This window comes from Pseudomonas sp. NY15372, assembly GCF_048068215.1.
Classification (GTDB): Bacteria; Pseudomonadota; Gammaproteobacteria; order Pseudomonadales; family Pseudomonadaceae; genus Aquipseudomonas; species Aquipseudomonas guariconensis_A.
In genome coordinates, this window is record NZ_JBLUPY010000017.1 from 1 (window position 1) to 16,164 (window position 16,164).

The 16,164-nt window shown below is 64.5% G+C and carries 14 protein-coding genes; 7 read left to right on the forward strand and 7 right to left on the reverse strand.

Features of this window, described 5'->3' with window-relative positions:
• A partial coding sequence (locus ACNFG0_RS13780; protein WP_416765244.1) for a type I secretion C-terminal target domain-containing protein occupies nt 1-3,178 on the forward strand: 3,178 nt, incomplete at its 5' end.
• Nucleotides 3,179-3,483: 305 nt separating this feature from the next.
• A complete protein-coding gene (locus ACNFG0_RS13785) occupies nt 3,484-3,825 on the forward strand; it encodes a cupin domain-containing protein (RefSeq protein ID WP_196145574.1) in 342 nt (113 codons plus the stop codon).
• Nucleotides 3,826-3,828: 3 nt separating this feature from the next.
• Here ACNFG0_RS13785 and ACNFG0_RS13790 read toward each other — a convergent pair whose 3' ends face one another.
• Together ACNFG0_RS13790 and ACNFG0_RS13795 are read right to left on the reverse strand one after the other, a co-directional pair.
• Nucleotides 3,829-4,194: a YbaN family protein gene (locus ACNFG0_RS13790; RefSeq protein WP_416765246.1), complete on the reverse strand. Its 366-nt coding sequence runs from the start codon at nt 4,192-4,194 to the stop codon at nt 3,829-3,831.
• Nucleotides 4,195-4,201: 7 nt separating this feature from the next.
• Nucleotides 4,202-4,789 (reverse strand): YecA family protein, encoded by a 588-nt coding sequence (locus ACNFG0_RS13795; protein WP_196145572.1) that lies wholly within the window; start codon nt 4,787-4,789, stop codon nt 4,202-4,204.
• Nucleotides 4,790-5,045: 256 nt separating this feature from the next.
• On the opposite strand from ACNFG0_RS13795, the gene recQ reads away from it, so the two are divergent.
• A complete protein-coding gene (gene recQ, locus ACNFG0_RS13800) occupies nt 5,046-7,184 on the forward strand; it encodes a DNA helicase RecQ (RefSeq protein WP_416765248.1) in 2,139 nt (712 codons plus the stop codon).
• 116 nt (nt 7,185-7,300) lie between these two features.
• Complete coding sequence (locus tag ACNFG0_RS13805) at nt 7,301-7,738, forward strand: MarR family transcriptional regulator (protein WP_196145570.1); 438 nt, start codon at nt 7,301-7,303, stop codon at nt 7,736-7,738.
• A 66-nt stretch (nt 7,739-7,804) separates the two neighbouring features.
• Here the strand turns inward: ACNFG0_RS13805 and ACNFG0_RS13810 are convergent, their stop codons facing one another.
• Nucleotides 7,805-9,991, reverse strand: coding sequence for a patatin-like phospholipase family protein (locus ACNFG0_RS13810; protein ID WP_196156150.1), 2,187 nt, complete (start codon nt 9,989-9,991; stop codon nt 7,805-7,807).
• A 69-nt stretch (nt 9,992-10,060) separates the two neighbouring features.
• On the opposite strand from ACNFG0_RS13810, the gene ACNFG0_RS13815 reads away from it, so the two are divergent.
• The gene (locus tag ACNFG0_RS13815) at nt 10,061-10,342 is read left to right on the forward strand and encodes a SelT/SelW/SelH family protein (RefSeq protein ID WP_196145568.1); all 282 of its coding nucleotides are present in this window, start codon (nt 10,061-10,063) and stop codon (nt 10,340-10,342) included.
• On the opposite strand, the gene ACNFG0_RS13820 is transcribed toward ACNFG0_RS13815, so the two are convergent.
• On the reverse strand, nt 10,343-11,233 hold the full coding sequence (locus ACNFG0_RS13820) for a DMT family transporter (RefSeq protein ID WP_416765251.1): 891 nt from the start codon (nt 11,231-11,233) through the stop codon (nt 10,343-10,345).
• A 115-nt stretch (nt 11,234-11,348) separates the two neighbouring features.
• Nucleotides 11,349-12,113: an AraC family transcriptional regulator gene (locus ACNFG0_RS13825; protein ID WP_196145566.1), complete on the reverse strand. Its 765-nt coding sequence runs from the start codon at nt 12,111-12,113 to the stop codon at nt 11,349-11,351.
• Nucleotides 12,114-12,242: 129 nt separating this feature from the next.
• Here ACNFG0_RS13825 and ACNFG0_RS13830 point away from each other — a divergent pair, with 129 nt between their 5' ends.
• Nucleotides 12,243-13,055, forward strand: a complete 813-nt coding sequence (locus ACNFG0_RS13830) for a UDP-2,3-diacylglucosamine diphosphatase (RefSeq protein WP_196145565.1) — start codon at nt 12,243-12,245, stop codon at nt 13,053-13,055.
• Between the two features lie 7 nt (nt 13,056-13,062).
• Here ACNFG0_RS13830 and ACNFG0_RS13835 read toward each other — a convergent pair whose 3' ends face one another.
• Nucleotides 13,063-13,374, reverse strand: coding sequence for an Mpo1-like protein (locus tag ACNFG0_RS13835; protein ID WP_416765253.1), 312 nt, complete (start codon nt 13,372-13,374; stop codon nt 13,063-13,065).
• 156 nt (nt 13,375-13,530) lie between these two features.
• On the opposite strand from ACNFG0_RS13835, the gene ACNFG0_RS13840 reads away from it, so the two are divergent.
• Nucleotides 13,531-14,586, forward strand: coding sequence for an AraC family transcriptional regulator (locus tag ACNFG0_RS13840; RefSeq protein WP_196145563.1), 1,056 nt, complete (start codon nt 13,531-13,533; stop codon nt 14,584-14,586).
• On the opposite strand, the gene ACNFG0_RS13845 is transcribed toward ACNFG0_RS13840, so the two are convergent.
• On the reverse strand, nt 14,543-15,997 hold the full coding sequence (locus tag ACNFG0_RS13845; protein ID WP_196145562.1) for a TrkH family potassium uptake protein: 1,455 nt from the start codon (nt 15,995-15,997) through the stop codon (nt 14,543-14,545). The two genes, ACNFG0_RS13840 and ACNFG0_RS13845, sit on opposite strands and share 44 nt — an antisense overlap.
• Between the last annotated feature and the right edge of the window lie 167 nt (nt 15,998-16,164).

Below are 16,164 nucleotides of genomic sequence, written 5' to 3' on the forward strand. Positions count from 1 at the left end.
CGAAACCGCCACCGAGCAGCACACCACGCTCACCGGCAATGTGCTGAGCAACGATACCCAGGGCGCCGACCGCGTCCCGAGTGGCCCGATCACCGCCGGCACCTTCGTGGGTACCTACGGCACTCTGGTGCTGTCGGCCAATGGCGCGTACACCTACACGCTCAACGCCAGCGACCCCGACTTCTTCAATCTGCACGGCGGCGGCAGTGGCATAGAGCAATTCACCTATACGCTGACCGATGCCGACGGTGATGTGCGCACTGCAGTGCTGGAATTGAACGTCACCAACCTCGACAACCCAGTCACCTTCACAGGCCTGGACATCACCGGCGGCGAACTGATCGTCTATGAGAAGCATCTTGCCGACGGCACCAGCCCTGACGCAGGCGAACTCACCCAGAGCGGCAGCTTCACCGTCACCGCCCTGGACGGGCTGGACACCCTGACAGTCGGCGGCATCGCTGTGGTCAGCGGCGGTGTGGTGGCAGGCTTCCCGCAATCGGCGACGACCGATCTGGGCAACACCTTGACCATCACCGGTTACAACCCCAGCACCGGCGTGGTGAGCTACAGCTACACACTGGCCGACAATGCCACCCACCCGGACGCCAACGGCACCAACAACCTGAGTGAAAGCCTCGCCGTTAGCGCGACCGACACCGACGGCAGCATCGCCAATGGCAGCATCGACGTCACCATCGTCGACGATGTGCCTTCGGCAGTCGATGCCGAGCGCGCCGTTTCCCCAGGCCAGGTGGATTCCAACCTGCTGTTGGTGATCGATGTCTCTGGCAGCATGGACTTCGCCTCAGGCGTACCAGGCCTGACCCGCCTGCAATTGGCCAAGCAGGCGATCAACGCCTTGCTCGACAAGTATGACGAGATGGGCGACATCAAGGTGCAGATCGTCACCTTCTCCGATGGCGCAACGCAGGAGTCCTCGGTGTGGGTATCGCTCACCCAGGCCAAGAACATCGTCAATGGCCTGAGCGCCGGTGGGGCGACCTACTACGACTCAGCCGTCAACGTTGCCAAGACGGCCTTCGTGGCTAGCGGCAAACTGGCCGGTGCCCAGAATATCTCGTACTTCTTCTCCGATGGTGAACCGACCAGCGGCCACAGCATCACCGCCGACAGGGAAGCCAGTTGGGAAACGTTCCTCGACGACAATGGCATCAAGTCCTACGCCATTGGCCTTGGCAGTGGTGTGAACGAGGGCAACCTCAACCCGTTGGCCTACGATGGCAGCACCCACACCGATACCAACTCGGTCGTGGTGACCGACCTCAACCAACTGAATGCTGTACTGTCCGGCACGGTGCTGGGTGCACCGATCACCGGTAGCCTGCTCAGTGGCGGCGAGCTGGGGGCCGATGGCGGCTTCATCAAGGCGCTGGTGGTCGATGGCACCACCTACACCTACGATCCCAAGGCCAACGGTGGCGAAGGTTCCTACACAGCCAGCGGTGGGGCGGATCACGGCACTTTCGATACCGCCACCAATACCTTCAACATCAAGACCAACCTGGGCGGCACGCTGCTGGTGGACATGGACACCGGGGACTTCATCTACACCCCGCCCAAGGATACCGGCGTAACCCAACAGGAAAACTTCGGCTTCACCGTCAGCGACAACGACGGCGATCCCAGCAGTGCCACCCTGACGGTGAACATCTACACCAATACCGCGCCTGTCGCTGGCTCCGACCACATCATCACCAACATCACCGGGGCCAGCATCACCGTTCCGGCCGAGGTGCTGCTGGCCAACGACAGCGATGCGGATAACGACAAGCTCACGGCCTCGCCGATCACCTTCGACACCGGTTTCTCCGTCAAGGGCGAAGGTTTCAGCGTGGGCAACGGTATTCCGGTCATCGATTTCAACGGCACGGGGGGGAGCCAGACAAACCGCTTCAAAGATCTGCCACGCAGTGCCTTCAGAGGCACAGCCAACAGCATGGTCGCCGCGCTGATCGTCGATGCCTTCGTACGGGACGTCGGAGCCAGCAATGCCAACGACCAGGATGTCATGACGGTCCACTTGAAAAAAGGCGAGACCTTGACCCTCGACCACGACGTGCCGACCGGCAACCTGCAGATGTTCTGGAAGGATGACGTGGGCGATTATCAACCCATTACCGATGGCCACTTCTTCACGGCCAGCCATAGCGGTGACTATTCCATCCTGGTACGCAACGTGACCGACAGCAACTTCGGTTCGGGTGCCGAGTTCTACAAGCTGACCATGACCATCGACTACAGCAATGCCCAGAACGAGGTGTACAACGGCACCTACACTGCCAGTGACGGCCATGGTGGCACGGCCACGGGCAATGTCGATATCACCTACCAGGCCGGCAGCGTGCTCACCGGCACCGACGGCGACAACACCCTGCTGGCCGGCGCCGGCAACGACACCTTGCAGGGCGGCCTCGGCCACGACGTGCTGGTCGGCGGCAGCGGCGACGATCTGCTCTACGGCGGCGACGGTGACGACTTGCTGATCGGTGGCCCGGGCAATGACTTGCTCGATGGCGGCGCGGGCATCGACACTGCCAGTTACGCTTCGGCCACCGGCGGCGTGACCGTCAACCTGAACCTGACCACTGCGCAGAGCACGGGTGGTGCCGGCAGCGATACCCTGAACGGTATCGAGAACCTGATCGGCTCGGACTACAACGACACCCTGACCGGCAACGGTGGCGATAACCTGCTGATCGGCGGGTTGGGCAACGACACCCTGAACGGCGGCGCGGGCAACGATGTCCTGCTCGGCGGCCTAGGCGACGATACGCTCAACGGTGGCAGCGGCAACGACACTTTCGTCTGGCAGAAGGGCGAAATGGGGCACGACACTGTGCTGGCGTTCACCCCGGGCAGCGATCGTCTCGACCTGTCGCAGCTGCTTCAGGGCGAAAACGGTACTACTGCCTCGTTGGATGACTACCTGCACTTCAAGGTCTCAGGCTCGGGTGTCAATGTGGTCTCGACCATCGAAGTCAGCAGCGTGGCTGGCGCCGCACCAACCCAGACCATCGACCTGGCCGGTGTCGACCTGGCGCAGCATTACGGCGTGACGGCAGGTGCCGGTGGAGTGGTCGCGGCAGGGCAGGACACGGCGACCATCATCAACGGGATGCTCAATGACCATTCGCTGAAGGTGGATACGGTGTAAGGCGGCTCTCCGGGAATGAAGGTACCCCGTGTGGGAGCAACTGTCTTGCGAAATGTCCAAGAACTGGCGCGATCCCTGTGGGAGCCGGCTTGCCGGCGATTGGGGCGGGCCTGCCATTGCGGCTGATGACAAGGGCTTCGCCCTAGATCGCGGGACAAGCCCGCTCCCACAGAGGCCATGCAAGGCAGGTAGGGACCGGCTTGTCAGCGATAAGCGGCGCCAGAGCATATGCGCGGGTCGCACCTGTGGCGCTGGGCAATCGGCCGTCTCCTAGACTGGGCTCAAGCCTCTTCGGAATCAGCCCAATGCCCCAGCGCGAAGTCCACAGCCCGGCCCAGGCCCTTTGGCAGCCCATGCTTCTGGGTGGCCAGCGCCTGCACGGCGTTTCCTGGAAGACCCTGGCCGATGCCGGCCCCTGGCAGGCCTATTGGATGAAGATGTCCCCCGGTAGCCGTTCGATACCGCACCGCCATGCAGCCGTCGAGCTGTTGCAGGTACTGGAAGGCGAGGTGATGGATGTCGACGGCCAGCTGTTCCGCGCCGGCGACAGCCTGGTCTATGCGCCCGGCTCCGAACACTGGCTGCGTTCGCCCCACGGCTGCTTGTTACTGGTGGTGGAATCCGAACCCTCGACCCTTGGCGAATGACGCTCAGCCGGGCCGGTGCAGGGTTTTCTGCTTGAGGATGTACAGGCTGACCAGTACCGCGCTGGACAGCATGAAAACTCGCGCCCAGAACAGCGGCACCAGATAGCACGACAACCCGATGCTGGCCCACATCAGGCCGATGGCGTAGACCTTGCCTCGCAACGGGATGCCCTGGCCGCTCAGGTAGTCGCGGATCCACGGCCCCAGCTTGGGGTGGTTCACCAACCAGCGATGAAAACGCGGTGAGCTACGGGCGAAGCAAGCCGCCGCCAGCAGCAGGAACGGGGTGGTGGGCAACACCGGGAGGAAGATCCCCAACACCCCCAGCGCGACGCTGAGCCAGCCGATGGCCAGCAGCAGGTAGCGCATGACCGGCTTAGTGGTGGCGCGGCTTGAGCAGGGCAGGTTTCTCGTCCGGGGCGTGCAGCAGCAGGAACAGTGCCGTCAGCGCTTCTGGGATTTGCACGATCATGTCGTCCTGCAGGCTGGCGTTCTTGGCGATGTCTTCGAACTCTGGCTGTTCGTCGAACAGGCCCGAGCCGACCATGATCGGCAAGAGCATCTCGCTGACTTCCTCCTCGGCGTTTTCGAACCAGGCCTCTTCACGCAGGAATACGCCTTCCATGAAGCCGATGCACCAGCCGCGCAGGTCGGAGTCGTCCGGCTCGTCGGTCAGGTCCAGGTCGCACGGCAGCTCGAATTCATCGTCGCTGGCCAGCTGGCGGCCGATGTGCGCCTTGAGCGCGACCAGGGTGGCCTCGATCTCGGTGCGCTGGGCCTCGCTGGCGTAATGGGGTTCTTCGGCGAACAGGGCGTCGATCCATTCGCGCTCAGGAACGTCTTCCGAGCAGATCGACAGCGCGGTCAGGTAGCCGTGGGCGGCGACGTAGTCCAGCGCTTCTTCGTGCAGCTCGTCGGCGTCGAGGAAGGCTTGCAGGCGGGTCAGTTGCTCGGCGAAGGACATTACAGGGCTACCTTGGGGAATAAACGATAACGAATTCTAGCACCTTGCGGCGGCTGGGGGGCAAAGGGAACGTCTGTCGCAGGAAGGCGCCTGGGGCCCCTGCATGAGCAGGCACTGGGGTATAATCCGCGATTTTTCATCCAGGGGCGCCGTTTCCCGGCCCTCCGGCAAAAGCCGCTTACGCATTCGTGAGTGTGCCCCGCGGATTTTTCGTCCAGCCTGTGTCCAGGATGGTATGGCGATTTTGGAGTTTTCAATGCTCGAACAGGCTCAGCGCGTCCTCAAGGACATCTTCGGTTACGACAGTTTCCGGGGGCGCCAGGCAGCGATCATCGAATGCGTGGCCAGTGGTGGCGATGCCCTGGTGCTGATGCCCACCGGCGGCGGCAAGTCGCTGTGCTTCCAGGTCCCGGCCTTGCTGCGTCCGGGGCTTGCGGTGGTGGTCTCGCCGCTGATCGCGCTGATGGACGACCAGGTCGCCACCCTCGATGAACTGGGCGTGGCCGCCGCTGCGCTGAACTCCACCCTGAGCCCCGAACAGCAGCGTGAACTGGCCGGGCGCCTGCGCCGCGGCGAGGTGAAGATGCTCTACCTGGCCCCTGAGCGCCTGGTGCAGCCGCGCATGCTGGAGTTCCTGCGCACCCTGGACATCGCCCTGTTCGCCATCGACGAGGCTCACTGCGTCTCGCAATGGGGCCATGACTTCCGGCCGGAATACCTGCAACTGGGCCAGCTGGCGGAGCTGTTCCCCCATGTGCCGCGCATCGCCCTGACCGCCACCGCCGACATGCGCACCCGCGAAGAAATCGTCCAGCGCCTGCACCTTCAGGGCGCCGAACGCTTCCTGTCGAGTTTCGACCGGCCCAACATCTTCTACCGCATCGTGCCCAAGGAGTCGCCACGCAAGCAGCTGATGGCATTCCTCGGCGAGCGCCGCGGCAACGCCGGCATCGTCTATTGTCTGTCGCGCAAGAAGGTCGACGAAACCGCGGCCTTCCTCTGCGAACAGGGGTTCCCGGCCCTGCCGTACCATGCCGGCCTTGCCGCCGAGACGCGTTCGGCCAACCAGCACCGCTTCCTCAACGAGGAAGGCCTGATCATGGTCGCCACCATTGCCTTCGGCATGGGCATCGACAAACCCAACGTGCGCTTCGTCGCCCACCTCGACCTGCCCAAGTCGATGGAGGCCTATTACCAGGAAACCGGCCGTGCCGGCCGTGACGGCCTGCCGTCCGACGCCTGGATGGCCTACGGCCTGCAGGACATGGTGATGCTCAAGCAGATGCTGCAGAACTCCGAGGGTGACGAGCGCCACAAGCGCATCGAGCAGCACAAGCTCGACGCCATGCTGGCCCTGTGCGAGGAAACCCGCTGTCGTCGCCAGTCCCTGCTGGCCTATTTCGATGAAGTGCTCGAACAACCGTGTGGGCATTGCGACAACTGCGTCGACCAGGTGCAGACCTGGGACGCCACCGAGCCGGCACGTCAGGCCTTGTCGGCGGTGTACCGCACCGGCCAGCGCTATGGCGTGGGCCACCTGGTGGATGTGCTGGTGGGCAAGGACACCGAGAAGGTGCGCAATTTCGGCCACGAAAAACTGTCGGTCTTCGGCGTCGGCAAGGCGCTGAGCGAGCACGAGTGGCGCTCGCTGTTCCGCCAGTTGGTGGCACGCGGGCTGGTGGACATCGACCTGGAAGGCTACGGTGGCCTGCGTTTGTCCGACAGTTGCCGGCCATTGCTGCGCGGCGAGGTGAACCTGCAGCTACGCCGCGACCTCAAGCCCCAGACCGTGGTCAAGTCCTCCGGCGGCGGCAGCCCGGCCAGCCAGTTGGTGCGGGCCGAGGAGCGCGAGCTGTGGGAAGCCCTGCGCGCCCTGCGGCGCAAGCTGGCCGCCGAACACAGCGTGCCGCCCTATGTCATCTTCCCCGACTCGACGCTGCTGGAAATGCTGCGCAGCCAGCCGACCAGCCTCAGCGAGATGGCCCAGGTCAGCGGCGTGGGGGCGCGCAAGCTCGAGCGCTACGGCGAGGCCTTCCTCGATGTGCTCAACGGTGGGGAGGGCGAAGAAGCGCCGAAGGTGGTACTGGACCTGCGCCACGAGCTGGTCAGCCTGGCCCGTGCCGGCATGACCCCGGCACAGATCGCTGGCCAGCTCAATTGCAGCGAAAAGAACGTCTACAGCCTGTTGGCCGAGGCCCTCGGCCGTCAGGAGCTAACCCTTGAGCAGGCGCTTGACCTGCCAGAAGAGTTGTTGATGGAGGTGCAGGACGCCTTCCTCGACGGCGAGGGCGAGCTGCCGCCGGTGGCCACGGTCTCGGCGCTGTTCGGCCCGCGTGTGCCGGAGGGGGTGCTGCACTGCGTACGTGCGGCGTTGGCGGCCGAGTTCGAGCTGTAGCTGATTCTTGTCATGCTTTTTGACGATTCCCGGACACGCTGGCGCCCACGAACCTTGCCTGTTAGCGCGGGCCATGGTTAGCTGGCTAATAATTAGTTCTGTTCATAGAGTCACTTATGCCCCTGACCGATAACCAACACCGCTTCGGCATGCAGCTGGCCCAGATGTCCCGCGGCTGGCGCGCCGAGCTGGACCGCCGCCTGGCCGGCCTCAATCTGTCCCAGGCCCGCTGGCTGGTGCTGCTGCACCTGGCCCGATTCGACGATGCCCCCACCCAGCGTGAACTGGCCCAGAGCGTAGGCGTCGAAGGGCCGACCCTGGCGCGTTTGCTCGACAGCCTGGAAAGCCAAGGGCTGGTACGGCGCCAGGCGGTGATGGAGGATCGGCGCGCCAAGAAGATCCTGCTGTGCCCACCGGCCAAGCCATTGATCGAGCAGATCGAGACCATCGCCAATGCCCTGCGCCAGGAGCTGTTCACCGGGGTCGATGAGGCTGACCTGGAGGTCTGCATGCGTGTGCATGCGAAGATTCTGGCGAACCTCGAGAAGTCTTGAACGAATGAAATGGGCTGCTGTGCAGCCCTTTCGCGGGGCAAGCCGCCTACAAGGGCGCGCGGGGTTTCAGAAGGTGTGCCCCAGGTTCAGGTACACCGCCTTCTGGTGCTCGCTGTTGGCCCCATAGCTGATGTTCAACGGCCCAAGCGGCGTTTCCAGGCCCAGGAAGATACTCGCCGCGTTGATATAGCCACTGTCGAATTCATTGTCGTTGTTCCACGCCCGACCCCGCTCCAATGAGCCGCCCAGGTACAGCGGGAAATCCAGGGGCAGGTAGGCGCGCGGAGTCAGCCGGCGGTAGTAGACCATGCGCATCAGGCTGATGTTCTGCCCGGAGACCGAGTCCTGGCGAAAGCCCGACAGTTGCCTGGCACCGCCGAACACGAAGCTCGACGTCACCACTTCCGCATCGTCCAATGTGCGCCCGTAGCGCCCGCCCAGCACCCAGGAGTTGGGCCCGCTGCTGAAAGCCTTGTCGAGCTTGAGCTGCCATTGGCGGTAGTCGTGGTCCGAGTCCAGGGACTTGTCGTACTTGCGTAGCGTCAGGCCGATGTCCTCGCCGCTGTGCGGGAAATAGACATTGTCGAAGGTGTCGAAAGAGTACTTCAGCTCATAGAAGCCTTCATTGAAGCTGACCTTGGGCAGGTCCTGGTCGCCGATGCGCACCTCGGCTTCCCCCCACGCCTTGCCCACCCCCAGGCGAACTTCGCCATAGGTGCCGATCTGCCGGCCCAGGTTTAGGCCGAAGCCGTAGCGCTCCAGGCGGTATTCGGCCACCGGGTCGTTGTCCAGCGTGGCCTCGATGTTCTGCGAGCCGAGGTCCAGGTAGGGCGCGATGAAGTAGCGCGACCCCACGTCCAGTGGCTGATAGAACTCGCTGTACAGCTCCTGCTGGTCGCCGATCTGGGCGCGGGTCAGCCATTCGGCGCCCAGCTGGTTGATGCCGTTGACCCGATAGCTGGCGCCAAGGTTGAAGGCGCTGTCGCCGCGCATGTCGTCCGACAGGTTCAGGCCCAGGCGCAGGTAGTCGGTGCCGCCGCGCTTGCCGCGGGCATTGATCACCAGGGTGTTGTCGTCGCCCTTGTGCACCACCCGGTATTGCACCCGGTCGAAGTAGTCCAGGCCATAGAGGGTACCCATGTCGGTCTGTAGGCGGTCCAGCTCCAAGGGTTCGCCCAGGGGTTGGCGGATGTAGTAGCGGATCACGTCGTCGCTGACCTTCGAGTCGTTCTCCACCTTGATCGCGGTGATCACCGGCCGGCGCTGGCGCGGCGAGCGGGCCACCGCCAGGCCGCTGTCGCCTTCGGCGTTGTGCAAGCCGGCCAGGCGGGTATCGAGGGCTCGGGTGGCGCGGTAGCCAGCATCGATCATGTCCTGGGCACGGCCGAAATCGGTGACGCCGAAAGCGGCCAGGGGCGGCTGGATGAGGATGTCGTCCTGGCGCAGGCTGGCCAATTGTTCCTCGGAGTTGCGCCGGGTCATCAGGGTGATCGACTGGTTGAGCACATCGACCACCGTGGCCAGTTGCTTGCGGTCACGCAGCGGGCTGCCGATGTCGACCACGATGGCCAGATCCACGCCCATGTCCCGTGCGACATCCAGGGGGATGTTGTCGACCATGCCGCCGTCCACCAGCAGGCGGCCGTCCAGCTCGACCGGGGCGAATACCGCCGGGATCGACATGCTGGCGCGGATCACCTGGGGCAGGTGGCCCCGGCGAAACACCACCTTTTCGCCGCTGGCGATGTCGGTGGCCACGGCGCGGAAGGGGATCGGCAGCTTGTCGAAGTCGCGGGTGTCGGCGGTGTGGGCCAGCTTGCTTTCCAGCAGCAGGGAGAGGTTCTGGCCTTGAATCACGCCCAGCGGCAGGCCCAGGCTGCCATCGTCGCGAAAGCTCAGCTTCTGCTTGACCAGGAAGTCACGGTCGTCCTGCTTGCGCCGGAAGGGGACGTCCTTGCGCGGTGGGGCGTCGGAGAGGGCCTGCTGCCAGTCGAGCGTGGTGGCGAGTTTTTCCAGCTCCTCGACACTGTAGCCGGAGGCATACAGCCCGCCGACCACCGCCCCCATGCTGGTGCCGGCGATGGCATCGATGTGCACCCCTTGTTCTTCCAGGGCCTTGAGCACGCCAATATGGGCCAGGCCCCGGGCAGCGCCGCCGGACAACACCAGGCCGACCTTGGGCCTGGCCGGTTCGGCGGCCAGGGTGGCGAAGGAGGTGAGCGTCAGTAAAAGGCAGAACAGCAAGCGGCGCATCGTGAGTCTCAAAACCGTGGGCAAAGACCGCTAGTATAAGCGGCTCATCCCCGAAGGAGACGCGCTGCCATGCCCCAGGCCAAGCCCGAAATCGTCATCACGTATTGCACCCAGTGCCAATGGCTGCTGCGAGCCGCCTGGCTGGCCCAGGAACTGCTCAGCACCTTTGCCGACGACCTGGGCCGCGTGGCCCTGGAGCCGGGCACCGGTGGCGTGTTCCGTATCACCTGCGACGGCACGCAGCTCTGGGAGCGCAAGGCCGATGGCGGCTTCCCCGAAGCCAAGGTGCTCAAGCAACGGGTGCGCGACCAGATCGACCCACAGCGCGACCTTGGCCACAACGATCGCTGATCAGGCGCCCTCGGCCACGGGCCGCTGCCTGGGCGGCTGCTCGGCGGCCATGCGACTGGACAACACGATGGCGAAGATGATCAGCGCGCCGCCTGCCAGCATGCGCAGGGTCGGCGTTTCGGCGAACACCACCCAGGCCACGGCGATGCCATAGACCGGCTCCATGCCGAACACCACCGCCGCCGTGCGCGCCTTGATCACCGACAGGCTGGCGACGAACAGGCTGTGGGCGACACCGGTGCAGAAAATTCCCAGCAAGCCGATCCATAGCCAGTCCATGGGCTTCACGGCGGTCAGCCCCGGCGCGGCCACCGGCAGCAGGCACAGGGCGACCACCAGGTTTTGCCACAGCGCGGCCTGTACCGCAGGCAGGCGCCCGGAGCCGGCCCGGTTGGTCAGCGACAGCAGCGAGAACAGCAGGCCGGAGAGCAAGGCCCAGAGCAGCCCGCCGGTGGCCTCGCTGGCCAGGTCGAAGGCGGGCGTGACCAGCACCAGGCCGACGCTCACCAGCAGCACCAACACGGCTTCGTTACGGCGGATGCGCTCACGGAACAGCAGGCCTTCGAGGATCACCGTGAACGCAGGGAAGCTGGCGAAGCCCAAAGTGGCGATGGCCACGCCGCCAACCTTGACGGCGATGAAGAAGCTCACCCAGTGACCGGCCAGCAACACGCCGCCGAGCAAAAGGCGGCGCAGGTCCTGGGCCTGCAGGCGCTGCCAGCCCTGGCGTGCCAGGCTGGCGAACAGCCCCAGGGCGAGCACGGCGAAGGCCGCGCGACCGAACACGATAATCGTAGGGCTGGCGCTGGTCGCCAGCTTGCCGAAGACCCCGGTGAGGCCGAAGAAGAGGGCGCCGATGTGCAGGGCGCCGAGGGCGGTGCGGTGGTTCATGCTGGTCCTTGTGATGACAGTGGTCACCTTGAATAGGGGCAGTCCTGCGATTGGGCTCGATACCGAAGGGCCAGTCTACGAGGACCATCACCCGCTGTCTGTCGCGATCCTCGCGTCAATTGTCGCCAGGCTCGCGGCGCAAGGCCATCGGCGAGCAACCGAAATCGCGCAGTACGGCAGCCGAGAAGGCACTCTGGGAGCTGTAGCCGACTTGCGCGGCGATTTCGCCGATGGACAGTCGGGTTTCCTTCAACAGGCGGCGGGCCTTGAGCAGGCGGCGCTGGCGAATGTAGTCCATGGGGGTCATGGCGCATTCGGCGGCGAAACGTGCATGCAGGCGTGCGTTGGAGAGACCGGCCAGGCGCGCCAGGTCGGCGACCTGCAGCGGGTGGGCGGCATGCTGCTCGATGTGGGCATCGAACGCGGCGTAGGGCAGGCGTCGCTGCACCAGGGAGGGGGCGTCCTGTGCATTGAGGCTGGCCAGCAGCAGGACCGCGCCCTGCCGCGCGATCAGCGGATCGTCCACCGGGCTGCTGGCGAGCCAGTCGACCAGTTGCTGCTGGCGGTTGTCCAGGCTCAGGGCGCCGGGTTTGTCGAGCAGCCGGCGGCTGGCATCGGCATGGTTTCCCAGTTGTTCGTGAAGCCAGTGCTCGCCCGGGACATCCAGCACCAGGCAACGGCTGCCCGAGGGGCTGCCGCAGGCGTGATGGGCACCAGCCGGCACCACCATCAAGCCTTGTCGGTCGACTTGTGCGCCGCGGCCCTGGACTTCGAAATCCAGCCGCCCGCCCAGGCCGAACACCAGTTGCGGGTGCTCGTGGCTGTGGGCGATCAGATCGTGGCGGTAATGTCGCAGGGAAAGGATCGGGCCGGCGGTCATGGGGGCTCCTCGCAGTGCAGAGGGCAAGTGTACACCTGCAACGGTCGTCACCGGTCAGTCGTCACACGCCTGCCACCAACCTGTCATGCACAACTGCCAGGCTCCAGCAAACAGTGCCGGAGCCTGCCCATGTCCCACGTAGAACTCGCCCAACCGTCACGCAAGCAGCGCGTGCGCACCCTGTGGATCTCCGACGTGCACCTGGGCACCCGGGACTGCCAGGCCGAGCACCTGGCGCATTTTCTCAAGCGCTACCACGCCGATCGCATTTACCTGGTCGGCGACATCATCGACGGCTGGAAGCTGCGCAGCGGCATCTACTGGCCCCAGGCCCATACCAACGTCATTCGCCGCCTGCTCACCTTGAGCAAGCGCGGCACCGAAGTGATCTACGTCACCGGCAACCATGACGAATTCCTGCGTCGCTACTCCAAGTTGATCCTGGGCAACATCCACCTGGTCGACGAGGCCGAGCACCTGACCGCCGATGGCCGACGCCTGCTGGTGATCCACGGCGACCAGTTCGACGTGATCACCCGCTACCATCGCTGGCTGGCGTTCCTGGGCGACCGTGCCTACGAGTTCACCCTCGTGCTCAACCGTTGGCTCAATCACTGGCGCGCCCGCTACGGCTATGGCTATTGGTCGCTGTCGGCCTACCTCAAGCACAAGGTCAAGGGCGCGGTGAACTTCATCAGCGATTTCGAGGATGCCATCGCCCACGAGTGCACCCGGCGTGGTTTCCACGGCGTGGTCTGCGGGCATATCCACCATGCCGAGATTCGTCGAGTCGGCGAGGTCGAGTACCTCAACTGTGGCGATTGGGTGGAATCCTGCACTGCACTGATCGAGCACTGGGACGGGCAAATCGAGTTGTATCGCCTGGCCGATGCACAGGCGCGTGAGGCCGAACGGACGGCGACCTTGCGCGAGCCCGTCTAGTCGATGCCTATAGGCTGACCTTACCGCGCAGGACGTCGCGGAACATGGCGAAGTCGCCAATCAGGCTGTACAGCGGATGGGTGAAGGTGGCGGGGCGGTTCTTTTCGAAAAAGAAATGCCCGACCCAGGCAAAGCCATAGCCTGCGAGCGGCACGGCCAGCAACAGCAACCACTTGCCGCTGGCGAACGTATAGGCGAGCAGCGCGATGACCAGGCTGGTGCCGACAAAGTGCAGCCGACGGCAGGTGGGGTTGCTGTGTTCGCCCAGATAATACGGGTAGAACTCGGCAAAACTGCGGAACTGCGCGGTTGAATGCATGACGGTGCTCCCCGTTGGTGTGCGAGGTGGGCAGGTTACACGGCGTGGAGCCTGAATTGAGTCTAGAGTCATTGTCGGGGGCGGCCAGTGACAATTGGCGCCAAATGAATATCTTTTCGATTCGCCGCCTGCTGCGGTCAGCACAAGAAGCCTGCCATGAGCGAAAGAACCACGTCGGCCAGCTGGGCATCAGGGATCGTCAAGGCGCTGGAGCTGGAGGGCCTCGATTGCCAGGCCATGTTCAGGCAGCTCGGGTTGGACTTCGCGGCCCTGGACGATCCGGATGCGCGCTTCACCCAGGACTCCATGACTCGGCTCTGGCAACTGGCGGTAGATCTTTCCGGCAACGAGGCCATCGGCCTGAACATGGCGCGGGTGGTGCGCCCGGCCTCCTTCCATGTGGTGGGCTATGCGCTGATGTCCAGCCGTACCCTGGCCGAAGGGTTCGAGCGCCTGGTGCGCTACCAGCGGATCATCGCCGAGAGCGCCGACCTGAGTTTTCGCCTGGGCCCGGAAGGCTATGCGCTGGGCCTGACCGTGCACGGCGACCACCTGCCGCCGACGCGGCACAGCGGCGAGGCCTCGCTGGCCTGTGCGCTGTCGCTGTGCACCTGGCTCAGCGGTCGGCCGATCCAGCCGCGGCGCGTGTTGATCCAAGGGCCGCAGCCGAAGAACGTGGAACCCTACAAGGTCGCCTTCCATGCTCCGTTGGTATTCGGCTCGCCTCATGATGCGCTGGTGTTCGAGCGTGCCGACATGGAAGCGCCGCTGCCTACCGCCAACGAGGCCATGGCCGTGCTCCACGACCGTTTCGCCGGAGAATACCTGGCGCGCTTCTCGGAGAGCCGGGTGACCCATCGGGTCCGCCAGGTGCTGTGTCGCATCCTGCCCCAGGGCGAGCCCAAGCGCGAAACCCTCGCCCAGGCCCTGCATCTTTCCCAGCGCACGTTGCAGCGCCGGTTGCAGGAGGAGGGCACCAGTTTCCAGACGTTGCTGGACGACACTCGCCGGGAGCTGGCCGAGCAGTACCTGGCCCAGCCCGGCATGACCTTGCTGGAGACCGCTTACCTGCTGGGGTTCGCCGACCCGAGCAATTTCTATCGGGCATTTCGCCGCTGGTTCGACGTGACGCCGAGCGAGTACCGGGCGCGCCTGGAGGCCGCGCCGGTCAGTGACGCCAGAACGCCGGCATGCACAACACCAGCACCGTGATGATCTCCAGTCGGCCCAGCAGCATGCCGCCGGCCAGGATCCACTTGGCCGCGTCCGGCAGGGTCGCATAGTTGCCCGCCGGGCCGATCACCTCGCCCAGGCCTGGGCCCACGCCCGACACGGTACCGGCCGCGCCGGTGAGGGCGGTCATCCAGTCCACGCCCAGCAACGACAGCAGCAGGGCGATGACGCAGATGGTGATGGCGAAGAAGAACGAGAACGTCAGGATCGAGCGCACGATCTCTTCGTCGAGGCGGTGGCCATTGTATTTCTGCTTGATCACCGCACGGGGGTGGATCAGCTGGTTGAGGCTGGCCTTGAGCAGGATGTAGGCCACCTGGAAACGGAAGATCTTGATGCCGCCGGCAGTCGAGCCGGAACAGCCGCCGATGAAGCCCAGGTAGAAGAACAGCATCAACGAGAAATTGCCCCACAGGCTGTAGTCGCCCAGGGCGAAGCCGGTGGTGGTGACCACCGAGGTGACGTTCAGCGCCACGTGACGCAAGGCGTCGAGCCAGTGCAAGTCGGTGGTGGCCCAGTACCAGGTACCCAGCACCAGCCAGGTGGTCACCAGCAGACCGAGCAGGCCCTGCACCTGTTGGTCGCGGATCAGCGCCTTGCGGTTGCCGCGCAAGGTGGCCACGTACAGTGTGAAGGGCACGCTGCCGAGGATCATCACCACCACCGCGACCCAGTGCACCGCCGGAATGTCCCACTTGGCCAGGGACTGGTCGGAGGTGGAGAACCCGCCGGTGGAAATCGCCGACATGGCATGGTTGATGGCGTCGAACGGCCGCATGCCGGCCCACCAGAAGGCCAGGCTGCCGACCAGGGTGATGCCGATGTACACCAGCACGATCGACTTGGCGACCATGTGCGAACGCGGCATGACCTTTTCCGAACGGTCCGAGGATTCGGTCTGGAACAGGCGCATGCCGCCGATGCGCAGCAGCGGCAGGATCGCCACCGCCATGCCGATGAAGCCGATGCCGCCGAGCCAGTGCAGCATCGAACGCCACATGAGAATGCCCGGTGACATGTTGTCCAGCCCGCTGAGCACCGTGGCACCGGTGGCGGTGATGCCGGACATGCTTTCGAAGAACGCGTCGGTGTAGCTGATATGCTGGGTCAACAGAAACGGCAGTGCGGCGAACACGCACACCACCAGCCAGCTGCTGACCGTCAGCAGGTACATGTCACGGGGGCGCAGGTGCACATGCTCTGGCCGCCCCTGGACGACCAAGGCAAGCCCTGCGACGAAGGTGATCAGGCTTGACCAGAGGAACGACGGCATGTCGCCGGTACGTTCGAAGACCACCAGCGTCGTCATGGGCACGACCATGCTAACGGCCAGGGTGATCAGGAAGATGCCGATGATGAAACCAATGATCCTTAAGGTCGGCAACGCCATGTGATCTGCTCTGACTCGAAACGGAAGGGCGCCATTTTAAGCGGCAGGCGGCAAGCTGCAAGTGCCAAACATGGACGGGGTGATGCATAGGCTGCTTTTTGTGTGGCTTGCAGCTTATAGCCTGGCGCTTGAGAATGCCCGCACATTTCTCTGCCAGGAGGGTAGCC